Genomic DNA, 15,765 nt, shown 5'->3' with positions numbered 1-15,765 from the left:
GGCGCCCGGTGTGTTCGGGCGGCGATCATACGTGCTCAGAGACGGATCACGTCGCGAAAGCCACTTTCGGGGCATCAGGCGTCCCGAAAGTGGCTTTCGCGACACGGCCGCTCGGCATCGGACGCGGCGAGCGAAACCGCGCAAAGTGCTCGAATCGGGCATCGAAACCTATTCTGTAGTCCCTTGTGGATAGTCGAACCCCGCTAGGCGACAACCAGCCCGCTGGAAACCTTCGAAACCTGACACGTGTGGATAGCCGACCTTGCCGAGACCCCGGCGCCTAACGCAAGGAGAGGCCTTCACGCGCCGCCGTTGCGACTGATGACGCCGCTGGGACTAGGGGTGTAAAGGACCCCGGCACCGGGCCGGGGTCTCACCCCGCCGGTGCGGAGAGCTGGACGTACTCGGGTGTGTCGTCCACCCGCACCCGCAGGATCGGCACCGTCTTGTTCACCGGGTCACCCCGGTCGTCGAAGGAGATCATGCCGCTCGCGCCGGGGACCGCCAGCTTGCCGTGCAGGCGGTTCTTGGACTGGAGTACGTCCTGCGCCGTCACCTGGGCGGGCGCGGTCCTCGGGATGCCGCGGATCGCCCACACCACGGTGAGGACCGCGTCGTGGGAGAGGATGGCGATCCCGTCGTCCAGCCGTTCCTTCGGGAACACCGCGCGAAAACATCCGGTGCATCCCTCTTCCTGGAAACTCGCGACGGCGGCGGGGTTGAACACCGACGGCTCGGTCGTCCACGCGCGGGGGTGGGCGAGCCCGGGACCCAGCACGGTCACCTTGGATTCCAGCCCCCTGCGCATTTCCTGGCTCGGCGGGCCGACCAGCGCCAGGTCGCCGGTCAGCACCGTGATGGGCCGGTCGAGGCACGGGCGTTGCGCCAGTTCCGCCACGAACGAGGCGAGATGGTTCTCGCGGCCCGCGAAGTACACCACTTCCGCTTCGTTGCCACAGATGTTCGGCATCATCTGCAGGAACGTGTTCTCGATCCCCGGCAGGCTGGAGTCGTACACCTCCGTGCGGCCGACGATCCGGTGGGTGTCGTCCGCGAACTTGTCGGTGAAGGCCACCGCGAGCGTCTTCGGGTAGAGGTCTCCCGGATTGACGTCCCGCACCACTGTCGCGGTGCGCGCGGTGGGGCGGACGTAACCCGCGGCGGCCATGCCGTAGGTGGTGCTCGTCGGGGACACCCGCATGAAACCGGGGATTTCGGAGAACTCGTCGGCGGCCACGGGTGAGGCGACGACCGGGATCTTGTGCTCTGACAACCGTTCGATGGCGCTGCGTGCCGAGCCGAGGCTCAGGCCGATCCCGGTGACGGCGACGAGGCGTTCGCGCTCCACGCGTCCGATGAGGTCGTCCACCACGGGTTGCCAGTGGGTCAGCCTGCTGCCGGGATTGGCCAGCAACAACCGGATCAGCGGCAGACTGCCCCAGGACCCGGTGGTGTTCGCCCGGCGTTGCGCGATGTAGGCGCCCTGGATCTGGTGCCGGACCCACTCGGCGGACAGGATGTCGTTCTCCACCAGGGTCATCGGCAGCATGAGCGCGATAGTCACGTAGGGCTTGCCGGAGCCGGTGACGGAAGCGTTCTCCTCGCGGATGTGTGTCTCCACATCGGACAGATCCGGGGAGAACACGTAACCGCCGTCCGTGACCCCGACGCATTCGGCGTACTCGCCGCGTTTCTCCACACCATCGCCGCAACTGCGCCCGGCTTCGTCGATCGCCGGGACGACGACGAACACGACCACGAGTGCGGCGACGAGCAGGAGCACGCCGCCGCCCGCCGTCAGCCACTTCGACCACGTCGGCCGTGGTGGTCTGATCCGCTCGCTCCGTGCGGTCATCGGTATCTCTCCGCCCTTTCGTGCAACAGGATGGATCCCCGTCCCCGGCCGTGCGCCAGCTGGTGGAAACCGCCTTCGATGGTCGAGTTCAGCGTCCCGCCCGGATCGCCGAGCGGATCCGCCGCGATCCACAACGCGACCACCAGCCAGGAGAGGGTGGTCTCCAGTTCGCCGTCGGCGTGCCCGGCGTGCGCCTCCAGCTGTTCGTACGCTTCCGCGCCCGCGTCCAGCCGGTTGGGCGCCGCGGTGATGACGTCGAGTTCGGCGAGCCAGGCTTCGGCGGCCGCCACGTCGAACTCCGGCTGGTGGTCGTCGGCGAACGGCTCGCTCAGGTGCGCGACGACCGCGGAGACGTTCTCCAGCGCCAGGTCGTGATAGCGCGCGGCCACCCGCTGGCCGTGTTTCCCGTAGAAGTCACGGCACCGGGTGTGCACCCGCTCCCAGTTCAGCGGGTGATCCTCGGGGCGGGCCGCGAGCTCCTGCAGCAGAATCCGCCGCAGCCACGGGTGCAGGACGTAGTGGAGCTCCTCGCCGGGCTCCGCCCGCAACCACAGGAGATCGCCGAGTTCCTTGAACAGCGCGCCCTCTTCCGTCGCGTTGCGCAGATCGACGATGTTCTTGTGGAACAGCGTTTCCACGTCGCGCGCGGCGCTCGCCGTGACGAGATCCTGCCTGCCCGGCACCGGCAGGTCCTGCAGCAGATAGGCCTGCGCCGCGGCGAGCAAGGTCGTCTCGGTACCGTCCTCGGCCTCGACGCCGGTCCGCAAGGAAGCGCGGAGAGCGTTGGGGGCGCGGGAATCGTAGAGCTGAGCCGAAGCGCCGAACACCGTGGTGACCGCACCGGGGTGCCCGTCGGTGAGCCGGTACAGGAATCGTGGCAACCGCGAGGTCGGGTGGATGTCGCCGCGGGCGACGATGTCCACCACGTCGTCTTCGGAAAGCGCGCCCAGTTCGAGGAGGTACCACGGATACCACCGCGGGTCCCCGCCTGCCGTCCAATCCGAGTCCACATCGGACGGTTGCCGCGGCGACGGCGCCCGCAGCCCGTCGGTCCGGTGGGTCGTCGGCCGTCTTCGTGACGGCGCACCCCGTTGCGGGGTCAGCAGCGACCAGCTTTCGTTCCAGTCCGGATTCCATCTCCGGCTGGTGGCGATCACCACCAGCGGGTCGGGCTCGCCGCCGGAGCGATGCCGCGCCTCCGTCAGGGTCCGCAGGAAGACCTGGCCGCCCGGGGTGTGCGCGTTGTCCAGCAGGACGACGCTGTTGAGCGTGCGGCGTGACCGGTTGACGCCTTGGTAGCCCAAGCGCAGATCGGTGAGGAAGGCGTCGCAGAAAATGCCGTCGACGGCCGCGCGGTCCTCGTCGTCGCCTCGCGCGTGCTTGGCGATCTCGATGAGGAAATCCTCGTGGTTGCCGGTGCTGGCGGGCAGCGCTTTCATCTTGCCCGCCAGCCGTCGCCTGCCGTACCAGCCGAGTCCGCGCAGCAGCAGATCGGTGGCTTCGGGCCAGCCCTTCAAGCCGCCCGCCGGAGCGACCCCGCCGACGAGGCGTACCACGTCGACGATCGTTTCCCGGTTCTGTTCGAGCGGCTGGTTCTCCGCCAGCAGTTCACGGATCTTGCGCAGCGCGGCCCGGCGGTCGCGCAATTCCACCGGCGCGCTCAGTACGAGCATGCACAGCCACAGCCGGGGAAAGGCCAGCCTGCCGAACTGTTTCCGGTGTCTGCCGAGGTCGAACGCGAGGTGGGCGAGCAGTTCCCGCGGCTGGATGTTCTCCCGTTCGTGTCGTTCGAAATCGAGATAGGCGTGCGGTATTTCTTCGCAGCGCTCGGCTATCGCGTCGAGCAACGCGGACTTCCCGGTTCCCCGCGCGCCGAGCGCGACCACGACGGGCAAGGCCCGGCTTTGCCCTTTCGGGCGGGTGAGCAGTTCCTCGACCAGGCCGCCGGTGATCGCACCGAGACCGGATATTCGGGGTATGCCGGCAGGCATCGGCCCCCCTCCCCGCGCGGCTCCCCGATTCGACCGCGCCCACTTTGAGCGTCGACTATAGACAGCCGAGGGAATTCCATGCGGTGACAAAGGCACCGGTGGTCCGGGTTGACCGATATGGCCTAAGATCAGGTCACGGTTGAAGCCGGACGGGAATGTGAAACGGTAATTCTCGCACGGAGACGAAGACGTTACGAAAGTGACGAAGAATCATCCGTCGAACCGGTCGAGGGCATTCCCGATCGCCTGGTCCAGAATTCCCAGTCCCTCCGCCAGTTCGTCTTCCGTCGCGGTCAGCGGGGGCGCGATCCGGAATACGCCGCCCATCCCCGGCAACTGCACGATGTTCATGTGCAGTCCCAGTTCGAGACAACGCCGGGTGACCCGTGCGCCGAGTTCGTCGGAGCTCCGCTTCGTGGAACGGTCCACGACGAGCTCGACACCGACGAGCAGGCCCCGGCCGCGGATGTCACCGATGACGTCGTGACGATCGGCGAGGTCTTCGAGGCCGCGGCGGAGAAAAGCGCCCAGTTCGGTGGCGCGTTCGTCGAGCCTGTCCCGGGTGAGGACGTCGAGCACGGTGTTCCCGACGGCGGCCACCAGCGGGTCCGCGACATGCGTGGTGAAGAACAGATAGCCGCGGTCGTGCGCCTCCTGCTCGATTTCCGCGCTGGTGATCACCGCCGCCAGCGGAAGCCCGGCGCCCAGTGTCTTGGACAGGGTCAGGATGTCGGGGACGACGCCGTCGCGTTCGAAGGCGTACCAGTTTCCCGTGCGGCACAAGCCGGTCTGCGCCTCGTCGAGGATCATCAGCATCCCGCGTTCGCGGCATTTCTCGAGCAGTGCGGCGAAGTAGCCGGGCGGCGGTTCGATGATCCCGCCCGAGCTGAGGATCGGTTCGACGACGCACGCCGCGAGGCTGCCGACGGACTGGGCGTCGATCATCTCGAACCCGAAGTCCAGCTGGCGCCGCCAGTCCAGTCCTCCTTCGGCGGTGAGGAAGTCCGGCCGGTAGGGGTTCGGCGCGGGAATGGCGAAATTGCCCGGCGCGGACGGGCCGTAGCCCTTGCGGCCCGCGCTGTAGGTCGCGTTCGCCGCGGCCTGGGTCATCCCGTGCCACGACCTGGCGAAGGACACGATCTCGTGCTTCCCGGTGACCAGTTTCGCCATCCGGATCGCGGCCTCGTTCGACTCCGCCCCGGTGGTCAGCAGCAACGCCTTTTCCAGCGGTGACGGCAGAGTCTCGGCCAGCCGTCGCGCGAGGTCGACGACGGGACGGCTCAGCATCCCGCTGAACAGGTGGTCGAGCGAGCCGATCTGCCGCCGCACGGTGCCGACGATCTCGGGATGCGAATGCCCGAGGATCGCGCTCATCTGCCCGGATGTGAAGTCGAGGATCCGCCGCCCGGACTCGGTGAACAGGTAGCTCCCGGCGGCGTGGTCGATGATCTCGCGGGTGAAGTCGCCGGCCCCGGCATAGCGCACGAGGTGCTTGTCGGCGTCGGCCCAGAAGCCGTCGGCGGTGGTCAGGTCGGTGATCGGAGCAGCCATGCCTCGACGGTAAGACGGATCCGAGCGACACGTCCATCTCACAATTCCGGCTGTGCTGTTCGCTTGATCCGTACAACAATGGCCCCATGCTCAACCCATGGAGACTCAGCCTGCTGAGCAGGCTGGACACCCTCGGCACCGTCCGCGCGGTCGCGAAGGCGGCCAACCTGAGCGCGTCGAGCGTGTCCCAGCAGCTCGCGGTCCTCGAAGCCGAAACACGCACACAACTGCTGGAACGCACCGGCCGCCGCGTCCGGCTGACCCCGGCCGGGCTGATGCTGGCCCGCCGCGCCAGGGCGATCCTCGACCACATGGACACCGTCGAGGCGGAGTTGCGCAGCCTCGGGGAGGCGCAGACGGGGCTCGTGCGGCTCGGCGCCTTCCAGAGCGCGATCCACACCATCGCCGTGCCCGCGGTGCTCCGGCTGGCCCGCTCGCATCCGCAGCTGGACATCGAACTGCTCGAACTCGAACCGCACGTGAGCATGTCCGCGCTCCGCGTCGGTGACGCCGACATCATCATCACCACCACGGACTTCGTCGAGCAGCCGCTGGGGCCGGACGTCGAGCTCGTGCCGCTCGCGGCCGACCCGGTGGTGCTCGTCGTCCCGCCCGGCCATCCGGCCGCGGGCCGCGGTCCCGCCGACCTCTCCGCCTACGCGAGCGAGCCCTGGGCGTTCGACATCCCGAAGTCGTACATGGCGAACCTCGCCACCCGGCTCTGCCGTGAAGCCGGGTTCGAGCCGCGTGTGATCGGCCGGTTCAGCAACTACATGATGACCTTGCAGCACGTCGAGGCCGGACTCGCGATCGCGCTCCTGCCCGGCCTCGCCGTCGACAAGCGCTACAAGGTCGCCACCCGCGAGCTCGCGACACCGGTCACCCGCGCCATCACCGCGGCGATCAGGCGTGGCTCCGCTCCTCGCGCGGCTGTCGACCTGGTTCTCGAGGCGATCCGGAGGCATCCGGAACTGCCGCTGTGAACCCGTGCCGCCGCGCCACCAGCACCACGGCCAGCGTCGGCACGAGCAGCGCCAGGACACTCCACGGGAACGATCCGGCGCCGAACCCGGCGAGGAGGACGCCGCCCGCGATCCCGCCGCCCGCCATCGCGGCGTTCCACAGGGTGACCAGCATGGCCTGCGCGATGTCCGCCGCGCCGCCCTTGTCGCCCGCCTGCGCGGCGGCGGTCTGCAACAGCGTCGGGATGCCGCCCCAGCCGAGCCCCCACAGTGCCGCCGCGACGTGGACCAGCGCCGGGTTTTCGCCCAGCAGAGCCAGAATCGTCGCGCCGAGGGCGACGAGGACGGTGCCGGCGACGGTCAGCGCGCGCAGCCGCCGGTCGATGCGGAGGCCGACGAGCCAGATGCTGACCATCGACGCCAGCCCGAACACCAGCAGGATCCGGTCGACAGCGCCGCCCATCGAAACGTGGTCGAGGAAGGTGGCGATGTAGGTGTAGAGGATGTTGTGCGCCAGCACGAAGGTCAGCGTCACGAACAGGACCGCGGCCACGCCGGGCACGGCGAGGGTCCTGCGCACCGGGAGCCTGCCGCCCTTGTCCTGTCCCGGGAAATCGGGGACGGCGAGCGCGATCCAGCCGAGGAGGCCGAGCGCGATCGCCGACATGAGCGAGAACGTCACCTGCCAGCCGAAGAGGGTGCCCAGGAACGTGCCGGCGGGGATGCCGAGCGAAAGCGCGAGCGGGATGCCGGTCATCACGATGGCGATCGCCTTGCCCCGCACCGGTTCCGGGGCCAGCCGTCGCGCGTAGCCGGTCAGCAGCGCCCAGACCACGCCCGCCGCGATCCCGGCGACGAACCGCGCGCCGAGGGTCAGCGGGTAGCTCGTGGACAGGGCCGTGACCGTGTTGGCGACGGCGAAACCGGCCACGCCGGTCAGGAGCAGGCGTTTGCGCCGCCAGCCCGCCGTCGCGGCGGACAGGGGGATCGCGGTGAGGGCGGTGCCGATCGCGTACACCGTCACCAGCTGGCCGGTCGCCGCCTCGCCGACGCCGAGACCGGCGCTCATCGCGGGCAGTACCCCCGCGGGAAGGGCTTCGGTGAGGACGGTGACGAACGCCGCCGTCGTCAGCGCGAGCAACGCGCCGAGTGGGAGTTTCGGAGTCATGGTCCGTATGCTCGAACCATCACATAGATGTGAAGGTCAAGTCGGCCGGGGTGAGGTGGCGCACATGCGGATCGGAGAGCTGTCGGAGCGGACGGGGACGTCGCGCCGTCTGCTGCGGTACTACGAGGAACAGGGTCTCATCATCTCGGAACGGCAGGCCAACGGCTACCGCGACTACGGCGAGCCTTCGGTCGACAGGGTCATCCAGGTCCGCGGCCTGCTCGACGCCGGGCTGCCGACCCGGATCATCAAGCAGATCCTGCCGTGCCTCGACAAACCCCGGCAGATCTACTTCCCGGACGCGACCAGGGAGATGCTCGAGACACTGGAGGCCGAACGCGACCGGATGACCCGGCGCGCCGAATGCCTGCTCCGCAACCGGGACGCGATCACGGAGTACCTCGACGCCGTCCGCGCTCGGCGTTGAGCTGAAGGGGACTTTCCCCGCGTCCTATGTGGGGAAAGCTCCCTTCGCCGCGTCTCATGTGGGGAAAGTCCCCTTCAGCTCCCTCCGGTCTTGACACCGCGTGAAAGCGCTTTCAGGATGGGTGTGAGAAAGCGCTTTCAGAAGGAGAACGGATGACCACGCGGAAACTCGGCGTCGTGATGAACGGCGTCACCGGGCGGATGGGCTATCGGCAGCACCTGGTGCGCTCGGTCCTGGCGATCAGGGAGGCGGGCGGGGTCGAGCTGGCCGACGGGTCGCGGGTCCAGCTGGAGCCGGTACTGGTGGGGCGCAACGCGGACAAGCTCGAGGAGATCGCCAAGCGGCACGGCCTGACCCGCTGGACCACCGACCTCGACGCCGCGCTCGGCGACGACGACCTCCCGCTGTACTTCGACGCGCAGCTGACCGCCGTCCGCGAGAAGTCGATCATCCAGGCCATCGACGCGGGCAAGCACATCTACACCGAAAAGCCGGTGGCGGAGTCGGTCGAAGGCGCGCTCGCCCTGGCACGGCACGCGGAGGCGGCCGGGGTCAAGAACGGCGTCGTCCACGACAAGCTGTACCTCCCCGGCCTGTTGAAGCTGAAGCGGCTGATCGACAGCGGCTTCTTCGGCCAGGTGCTCTCCGTGCGCGGCGAGTTCGGCTACTGGGTCTTCGAAGGCGACTGGCAGGCCGCGCAGCGCCCGAGCTGGAACTACCGCGCCGAAGACGGCGGCGGCATCGTCGTCGACATGTTCTGCCACTGGAACTACGTGCTGGAGAACCTCTTCGGCGCCGTCACCGCGGTGACCGCGAAGGCCGTCACCCACATCCCGGAGCGCGTCGACGAGAAGGGCGAGCGGTACGCCGCCACGGCCGACGACGCCGCGTACGCGATCTTCGAGCTCGAAGGCGGTGTCATCGCCCAGCTCAACTCGTCCTGGTGCGTGCGGGTGCACCGCGACGAACTGGTGGAGTTCCAGGTCGACGGCACCCGCGGCAGCGCGGTCGCCGGTCTGCACAAATGCGTCGTCCAGCCGCGGGAAGCCACGCCGAAGCCGGTGTGGAACCCGGATCTCGCCGAGACGCGGTCGTATCGCGCGCAGTGGCAGGAAGTGCCGGACAACGAGGACTTCGGCAACGGTTTCCGGGCCCAGTGGGAGCAGTTCGTCCGCCACGTCGTGGAGGACGCGCCGCACCCCTACGACTTCATGGCAGGGGTGCGCGGCATCCGGCTCGCGGAAGCCGGCCTCGAGTCGTCACGGGAGAACCGCCGGATCTTGCTCGGCTAGCTGCCGAAGACCGTTCCCGGGTCCTCGGCGATCAGCACCGAGATCTCCCGGATCTTGCGGTTCGTGTGCTGCGACGCCTCGGTGAGCCATCGGAAGGCTTCTTCGGCGTTCAGTTCCAGACGTGCCATCACGATGCCCTTCGCGGTGGCGATGGCGTCCCTGGTCTCCAACGCGGCGACCAGGGTCTCCGCCTGTCTTTCGGCGGCGGCCCAGCGGGACGCGGTCAGGACGATCGCCGAGATCGCCGAGGTGAACATCGCGACCAGCGCCGCTTCGACGGGATCGAAAGCGTTCTCCTCGAAGCTCCAGACGTTGAGGGCGCCCGACAGCGGTTCGGTGTCACGCCGCCTGAAATGGGATTCGTCGGGGACGAACAGCGGGCAGGCCAGCGCGGTCCGCACGCCCAGCTGCTCGGCGGCGGCCGCGAAGTCCGGCCAGCGTTCGGCCGCGGTCTCCAGCCGCGTCCGGACGATCGTCCCGCTCTGGGCGGCCGTCAGGCAGGGCCCCTCGTCCGCGCTGTACTGCGCCTTGTCCAGGGGAAGCAGGGACTCGTCGGTGGTGGCGACGGTGCTCGGCTCGTCGTCGGAGTACAGCGTGACCGTCGCCGCGTCCGCGCCGGGCAGCATGCCGACCACCTTCTTCGCCACCCGTTCCAGCAACGCGTCTTGGGGCTCGTCGAGCCGCATCGACTCCGTGAGCTCCCGCAACGCCGCCGCGGTGTCGCGAAACTGATCCATCGTGTCCCTTTCCCGAGGCCGGTCCGGTCGCACCGGCCTCCCCAAAACGTACTCGTCCCGGCTAGCAGGGCATTGGCCGATTCGGGGTAACCCTCGGGCGATGGCCCGCGGGTTCGGCGGTCGTCAGGCCCTCTCCGCGGGTGAGACCCGGCAGGTAACGCTCGAACCGGGCGACCTGGCCGGCGGGCAGAGTGCCCGTCAGTTCCGCCCGGTCACCGCGCGTGACCGACCCGGTCACGGTCCCGCCGAGCTCGACCAGCAGGGAGAGCGTGCCGTTGACCGTGTCGGCGGGCAGTCCCACCTCGACGCGGCTGACCGGTTCGAGCACCTCGGTCCCCGCCTCCCGGAGCGCCTCCGCCAGCACGAACGGGGTGACCTTGCGGAAATCACCCGCCGCGCTGACCGGGCTGAAGTAGCCGGTATGGGTGACGGTCACCACGCAGTCGAGCACCTCCCGGCCGGACGGCCCCCGCCGCAACGTCGCCTCGACGGTCTCCTCGATGGCCTTGTGGAAGGCGAGCGGGAGAGAGCCGAGTTCGACGTCGAGGCCGAAGGTCAGCCCGGAGCCCGGTGCGCCGGGGCCGGCCCGCAGCCCGAGTGTCGCGAAGTACGGATTCCGCTTCTCGGTGATGAACCACACGGCGGACCCGACGCCGATCGGCCGTTCGACGCAGATCGGCTTGGTGAGACTGAACTCGACGTCGAGGCCGTGCTGGGTGGCGAGTGTCTCCGCGATGATCTCCTTCTGCACCTCGCCGTAGAGCCGCACCGAGATCTGACGCGTCTCGTCGTCTTGACGGACGGTGATCAGCGGGTCCTGTTCCGCCAGCTCCAGCAGGGCGGCGAACACCGACGGCGTCTCCTCGGGCCGCGCGGGACCGACCACGGTTTCCAAGGCGGGCGGCGGAAACTGCGCGGCGGCGCCCTCGGTGCGGGGGACGCCGACGCGGTCGCCGATCCGGATCTCCTTGAGCCCGGTGACCTTGGCGATCTGCCCGGCCCCCGCGCGGGCCTCGACGGTGTCGTCGCCGAGTTCGAAAACATGCACCGCGCTCACCTTCGCCTCGGTCGTGACCGTCCCGACGGGACCCCGCCGATGGAACCGGACGTGGTCCCGCGCGCCGATCTCGCCGGAGAACACGCGGAGGTAGGCGATCTTCTCGTTGGCACGGCCGCGTTCGATCTTGAACACCGCGGCGCGCAACCGGTCGTCCGGTACGGGTTTTCCCGCTCCCGCGAGGAATTCGCGGATGCCGGAGGTCAGCTCGGCGATCCCTTCGCCGCTGCGCGCGGATCCGAAGAAGACCGGGGAGACGACGCCGAGCCGCGTCTGGCGGACGACCTCGGCCCGGTAGTCCCCGGCCGTCAAGGTGTCTTCGAGATACGCGGTCAGGAAGGCGTCGCTGTGCTCGGCCAGCTGTTCGGCCAGCCCGGGCGCCGGTGAGACCGGCCGTGGCCGGACGCTCGCGGCCGTTGTGCCGAGGTTGTCGACCTCCGACATCGCCACACACGCGACACCGAGGCGTTCGGTGAGGTCGTCGAGGAGGTCCTCGTAGCGGGCGCCCGCCCTGTCGACCTTGTTGGCGAAGATCACCACGGGGATCCGCAGCCGGGCGAGCGCGCGCATCAGCACCCTGGTCTGCGCCTGCACTCCTTCGACGGCGGAAACGACGAGGACGACGCCGTCGAGCACCCGCAGCGCGCGCTCGACCTCGGCGATGAAGTCCGGGTGGCCCGGGGTGTCGATCAGGTTGACGCGCAGGTCGCCGATGCGGAACGAGACGACGGCCGAGCGGATGGTGATGCCGCGACGGCGTTCCAGCTCCATCGTGTCGGTGCGTGTGTCCCCGGCGTCGACGCGGCCGAGGGTGCCGATGGCACCGGTGTGATGGAGCAGGCGCTCCGTCAGGCTCGTTTTACCGGCGTCGACGTGGGCGAGAATGCCGATGTTCAGGTACTCCATGGATGAACGGCTCCAGGGCTGTCGAAAGGTCCGTACGACTCGGGGACTCGACAGCGCACCGCACGCCGTTCTCCTTTTTCCGGGGAACACCTGGTCGGGCCGGACGTTAGCAGCGTGTTTCCGGCCGGTCACGCGATTTAGGGCCGGACGTCGACTTGCGGCGCCCCATGGGCCCATTGCTGAAGTGCGGAATCCGTGCTTCACTCCTTTCGTGCCGTACCGACGTACCGAGAAGACGCAGGCCAGGCTGGACTCCCAGCGAGGCGAGATCCTGGCCGCGGCCATCGCGCTGCTGGCCGAGACCGGCTACGCGGGCTGCTCCATGGCCGCGGTCGCGGCGCAAGCGGGCGTGGGCACCGGAAGCGTGTACCGCCAGTTCCCGTCGAAGGCCGACCTGGTCGTGGAGGTCTTCCGTGAGGTGGTCTCCCGCGAGGTCGCCGCCGTCGAGGCCGCCGCGTCCCACGGTGACGTCCGGGAACGGGTGGTCGCGGTGATCGAGACCTTCGCGGGCCGGGCGCTGAAGGCGCCGCGGCTCGCGTACGCGTTGCTGGCCGAGCCGGTCGACGCCGTGGTGGAGGCCGAGCGGCTGGTGTTCCGCCGCGCGTTCCGCGAGGTCATCGCCAGGAACATCGCCGACGGGGTGACGAGGGGACTGCTCCCGTCTCAGGACGCGGAAGCGACCGCCGCGGCGCTGGTCGGCGCAGGTGCGGAAATGCTGGTCGGACCCCTGGCCGGGGACGGCGGCCCGGACACGATCCCGCATCTGGTCACCTTCACCCTCCGCGCGCTGGGAGGTTCCGATGGCGTTTGAGACGCTCACTTACCGGGTCGAAGACCGGAAGGCCTATCTGACGTTGAACCGCCCCGAGCGGCTCAACGCGATCAACGACGTCATGCCCGGCGAGATCCGGCAGGCCGTCGAGCGGGCGAACGAGGACGACGCGGTCCGCGTGATCGTGGTGCGCGGCGAGGGCCGGTCGTTCTGCGCCGGATACGACCTCAAGCAGTTCGCGGAGGAAGACACCGAGGGCCGCTGGAACCAGGGACCGGTCTGGGATCCGGTCAAGGACTACCGCGTGATGAAGCGCAACACCGACGACTTCTTCAGCCTGTGGCGATCCCTGAAACCCACCCTCTGCCAGGTCCAAGGGCACGCTGTCGCGGGCGGCAGCGACATCGCGCTCTCGTGCGACGTGCTGATCATGGCGACCGACGCGCGCCTCGGCTATCCGCCCGCGCGGGTGTGGGGCTGCCCGACGACCGCGATGTGGGTCTACCGCGCCGGCGCCCAGCGCGCGAAGCGGATGCTGCTCACCGGCGACACCATCGACGGCACCACCGCGGCGGAATGGGGACTCGCGCTCGAAGCGGTGGAACCCGAGCGGCTCGAAGCCGCCGTCGAGGAACTGGCCGACCGCATGGCCGGGGTGCCGACGAACCAGCTGGTGATGCAGAAACTGATGATCAACCAGGCTTACGACAACATGGGCCTTTCCGGCACCCAGACCCTCGCGACCCTTTTCGACGGCATCACCCGGCACAGCCCGGAAGGCCGATGGTTCCGCGAGTTCGCCGAACGCGACGGTTTCCACGAGGCGGTGGCCTATCGCGATTCCGGACAGGTCATCCCGGACGGCGGCGGACCGCTGCCGGAGAGCAAGGATTCGAGGAGGTCGTCATGACCGCGAACACCGAAAGCGAACGTGTCGCCGAGCGCCTGCAGCGGTCCTCCGCGCGGCTTTCCTACGACCCGGACGTCGACGTCGACTGGCTGGCACCGCTGGTCGAAGGCGCCTACGGCAAGGCGCCGGAACGCTGTTCCTTGTACGGCACGGCTTTGTGGGAACGCCTCGACGAAGGCCAGCGCGGCGAACTGAGCCGCCAGGAGGCCGCGGCCGCGGCGGCGTCGGGCATCTGGTTCGAGCTGATCCTGATGCAGGGCCTGGTGCGCCACGTGTACAACAGCGACCCGACGACGCACAACGCCCAGTACGCGCTCACCGAGATCGCCGACGAATGCCGTCACAGCACCATGTTCGCCCGCTCGATCGCGAAGACCGGCGGTGTCGTCCGGCGTCCGAGCCGGTCGGCGCACCGGGCGGGCAAGGTGTTCGGCGCCGTCTGCGGGCCCGCGTTGCTGTTCGCCGGAGCCATCTACGTCGAAGAACTCGCCGACGGCATGCAACGCGAGATGATGCGTGACTCCAGCCTGCAGCCGATGATCCGGATGATCTCCCGTATCCACGTCATCGAAGAAGCACGCCACATCAGCTTCGCCAAGGACGAACTCGGCCGGGCCTGGGCCCGTCACGGGCGCGTCGGCCGTGAGCTGATCCGCTGGGCGATCGCCGCGATGGCCTACGTCGCGACGTCGGAGTTGTTGCACCCCAAGGCGTACACCTCCGTGGGGCTCGACCCCCGTGAGGCCCGCCAGGTCGCCGACGCGAACCCGCACTGGCGCCGGACCAAGGCGACCTGGGCGGCCAAGGCCGTCGAGTACTTCACCGAGATCGGCCTCATCGGCGGCCCGAGCCGCCGGTTGTGGCGCCGGGCCGGCGTCCTCGACTGACACAGAACACGAAAGGTGACTTCATGTCCGCACGCACCGGCAAGGTCCTCGGCCTCGGCATCGCCGCGACCGGTCTCGCCCACTTCGCCGCCCCCGCCGCCTTCGAGCCCGTGACGAAGATGGCCTTCGCCGACGACGTCCGCAACTGGACCTACCGCAACGGCGCCACCGAACTCGCCATCGGGCTGGCCATCGCGGCCCGGCCCACCCGGAAGGCCGGGGTCGCGGGGCTGGCCGTCTACGCCGGGTGGCTGGCGAAGCGCGTCCTCGCCCGGCGCTAGCAACCGAGAAAGCGGGCCGCCCGCCGGCGTGGATCGGCAGGCGGCCCGCTCTCATCGGTCAGACCCCGCTGGTCTGACGGATCCAGTCACGGCCCGCGGCGACGCTGCCGTAGCTGGTGGTGCTGGACCGGTCGCTGGTCGAGCACACGCCGACCTGGACACCGTCGTCGATCATCGGGCCGCCGGAGTCCCCGCCCGCGACCGCGCCGTTCGGGGTGTCGGCCGCGATCGCCGGGCCGCCGTAGGTGTCCTGGGCGTTCGTGTCGGAGATCCGGACCGACGCCTGCTTGAGCACCTTCGACTGGTGGTCGCCTTCGTGGTCGGCCTGCGTCGCGCCCCAGCCGTACACGCGGGCGGAATCTCCTTCCTGAGCGTCGGAAGTGCTGCTCGCGAGGCGGGCGAAAGTGCTTCCCCCGTCGGCGTTCAGCTTGATCAGGGCGAGGTCGCCGCCCGAGTACAGGTAGGTCGCCGAAGCCTTGGCGTGCACGCCGCCGGAAGCGCTGTTGGAACCGATGTAGAGGTCGATGTCCTTCAGGCGCTGCCCGTTGTTGTCGTACAGGCAGTGCTTGGCGGTGAGCACCCAGCGCGAGCTGATCAGCGTGCTGGTGCAGAAGAAGGTGTAACCGTTGGCGTGGCCGTTGAAGCGGGCGATGTAGCCGGGGTTCTGGGCCGTGCTGCCGCCGATGATCGAGGGCTCGGCACCCGGCGAGACCGGGGCGGTCGGGGCGCTCGCCGCCGCGGGCGCCGCGGCAAGGGTCGCGAAAGCGGCGCAGGTACCGGCGAGAAGGGCGACGGCGCGGGCGACCCGGCCGGTGGTTTCACGCATGGGGACTCCTCGGGGAATGGGGGAGGGGGACACTTCGAACGTATTCAGGTGGGGTGCCCCGGGATATCCGCGAGAAGATCCGAACCGGTCAACGGGAAAGAACAGTTCTTTCGGCGGATTGCGCCGCGGAAACCGTCCAAAAT

At 69.1% G+C, this 15,765-nt stretch carries 14 protein-coding genes; 7 read left to right on the top strand and 7 right to left on the bottom strand.

All coding sequences use genetic code 11. From position 1 onward, the window contains the following. Positions 1-373: 373 nt before the first annotated feature. The 3 genes from ACLJRM_RS40470 to ACLJRM_RS40460 form a co-directional block, all read right to left on the bottom strand. Positions 374-1,855 carry a hypothetical protein gene (locus ACLJRM_RS40470; RefSeq protein ID WP_410666069.1) on the bottom strand — a complete coding sequence of 494 codons (1,482 nt, stop codon included), beginning with the start codon at positions 1,853-1,855 and terminating at the stop codon, positions 374-376. Continuing rightward, the gene (locus ACLJRM_RS40465) at positions 1,852-3,846 is read right to left on the bottom strand and encodes a hypothetical protein (protein ID WP_410666068.1); all 1,995 of its coding nucleotides are present in this window, start codon (positions 3,844-3,846) and stop codon (positions 1,852-1,854) included. Before ACLJRM_RS40465 ends, ACLJRM_RS40470 begins: the two co-directional genes overlap by 4 nt. 210 nt (positions 3,847-4,056) lie before the next feature. Then, positions 4,057-5,397, bottom strand: coding sequence for an aspartate aminotransferase family protein (locus ACLJRM_RS40460; protein ID WP_410666067.1), 1,341 nt, complete (start codon positions 5,395-5,397; stop codon positions 4,057-4,059). 86 nt (positions 5,398-5,483) lie between these two features. On the opposite strand from ACLJRM_RS40460, the gene ACLJRM_RS40455 reads away from it, so the two are divergent. Then, positions 5,484-6,380, top strand: a complete 897-nt coding sequence (locus tag ACLJRM_RS40455; protein ID WP_101610109.1) for a LysR family transcriptional regulator — start codon at positions 5,484-5,486, stop codon at positions 6,378-6,380. On the opposite strand, the gene ACLJRM_RS40450 is transcribed toward ACLJRM_RS40455, so the two are convergent. After that, positions 6,301-7,527: an MFS transporter gene (locus tag ACLJRM_RS40450; protein ID WP_410666066.1), complete on the bottom strand. Its 1,227-nt coding sequence runs from the start codon at positions 7,525-7,527 to the stop codon at positions 6,301-6,303. The genes ACLJRM_RS40455 and ACLJRM_RS40450 overlap by 80 nt on opposite strands. A 64-nt stretch (positions 7,528-7,591) precedes the next feature. On the opposite strand from ACLJRM_RS40450, the gene ACLJRM_RS40445 reads away from it, so the two are divergent. Then, complete coding sequence (locus ACLJRM_RS40445; RefSeq protein WP_101610107.1) at positions 7,592-7,954, top strand: MerR family transcriptional regulator; 363 nt, start codon at positions 7,592-7,594, stop codon at positions 7,952-7,954. 152 nt (positions 7,955-8,106) lie between these two features. Beyond that, complete coding sequence (locus ACLJRM_RS40440) at positions 8,107-9,246, top strand: Gfo/Idh/MocA family protein (protein ID WP_410666065.1); 1,140 nt, start codon at positions 8,107-8,109, stop codon at positions 9,244-9,246. Here the strand turns inward: ACLJRM_RS40440 and ACLJRM_RS40435 are convergent. Together ACLJRM_RS40435 and ACLJRM_RS40430 are read right to left on the bottom strand one after the other, a co-directional pair. Further along, positions 9,243-9,983: a GAF and ANTAR domain-containing protein gene (locus ACLJRM_RS40435; protein ID WP_410666064.1), complete on the bottom strand. Its 741-nt coding sequence runs from the start codon at positions 9,981-9,983 to the stop codon at positions 9,243-9,245. The genes ACLJRM_RS40440 and ACLJRM_RS40435 overlap by 4 nt on opposite strands. A 61-nt stretch (positions 9,984-10,044) precedes the next feature. Beyond that, the gene (locus tag ACLJRM_RS40430) at positions 10,045-11,946 is read right to left on the bottom strand and encodes a GTP-binding protein (protein ID WP_410666063.1); all 1,902 of its coding nucleotides are present in this window, start codon (positions 11,944-11,946) and stop codon (positions 10,045-10,047) included. A 211-nt stretch (positions 11,947-12,157) separates the two neighbouring features. On the opposite strand from ACLJRM_RS40430, the gene ACLJRM_RS40425 reads away from it, so the two are divergent. Genes ACLJRM_RS40425 through ACLJRM_RS40410 form a run of 4 tightly spaced genes read left to right on the top strand, consistent with a single transcriptional unit; the run spans position 12,158 to position 14,796 of the window. Further along, the gene (locus tag ACLJRM_RS40425) at positions 12,158-12,757 is read left to right on the top strand and encodes a TetR/AcrR family transcriptional regulator (protein ID WP_101613458.1); all 600 of its coding nucleotides are present in this window, start codon (positions 12,158-12,160) and stop codon (positions 12,755-12,757) included. Further along, a complete protein-coding gene (locus tag ACLJRM_RS40420) occupies positions 12,747-13,628 on the top strand; it encodes a crotonase/enoyl-CoA hydratase family protein (protein WP_410603214.1) in 882 nt (293 codons plus the stop codon). Before ACLJRM_RS40425 ends, ACLJRM_RS40420 begins: the two co-directional genes overlap by 11 nt. Further along, positions 13,625-14,515: an AurF N-oxygenase family protein gene (locus tag ACLJRM_RS40415; RefSeq protein WP_101610102.1), complete on the top strand. Its 891-nt coding sequence runs from the start codon at positions 13,625-13,627 to the stop codon at positions 14,513-14,515. The genes ACLJRM_RS40420 and ACLJRM_RS40415 overlap by 4 nt, the downstream gene beginning before the upstream one ends. A 23-nt stretch (positions 14,516-14,538) precedes the next feature. Then, a complete protein-coding gene (locus tag ACLJRM_RS40410; protein WP_020631028.1) occupies positions 14,539-14,796 on the top strand; it encodes a hypothetical protein in 258 nt (85 codons plus the stop codon). A gap of 58 nt (positions 14,797-14,854) precedes the next feature. Here ACLJRM_RS40410 and ACLJRM_RS40405 read toward each other — a convergent pair whose 3' ends face one another. Then, positions 14,855-15,622, bottom strand: coding sequence for a S1 family peptidase (locus tag ACLJRM_RS40405; protein WP_101610101.1), 768 nt, complete (start codon positions 15,620-15,622; stop codon positions 14,855-14,857). Between the last annotated feature and the right edge of the window lie 143 nt (positions 15,623-15,765).

Source organism: Amycolatopsis sp. lyj-84 (assembly GCF_046549075.1).
Classification (GTDB): Bacteria; Actinomycetota; Actinomycetes; order Mycobacteriales; family Pseudonocardiaceae; genus Amycolatopsis.
This window is presented reverse-complemented; position numbering and strand designations above follow the sequence as displayed.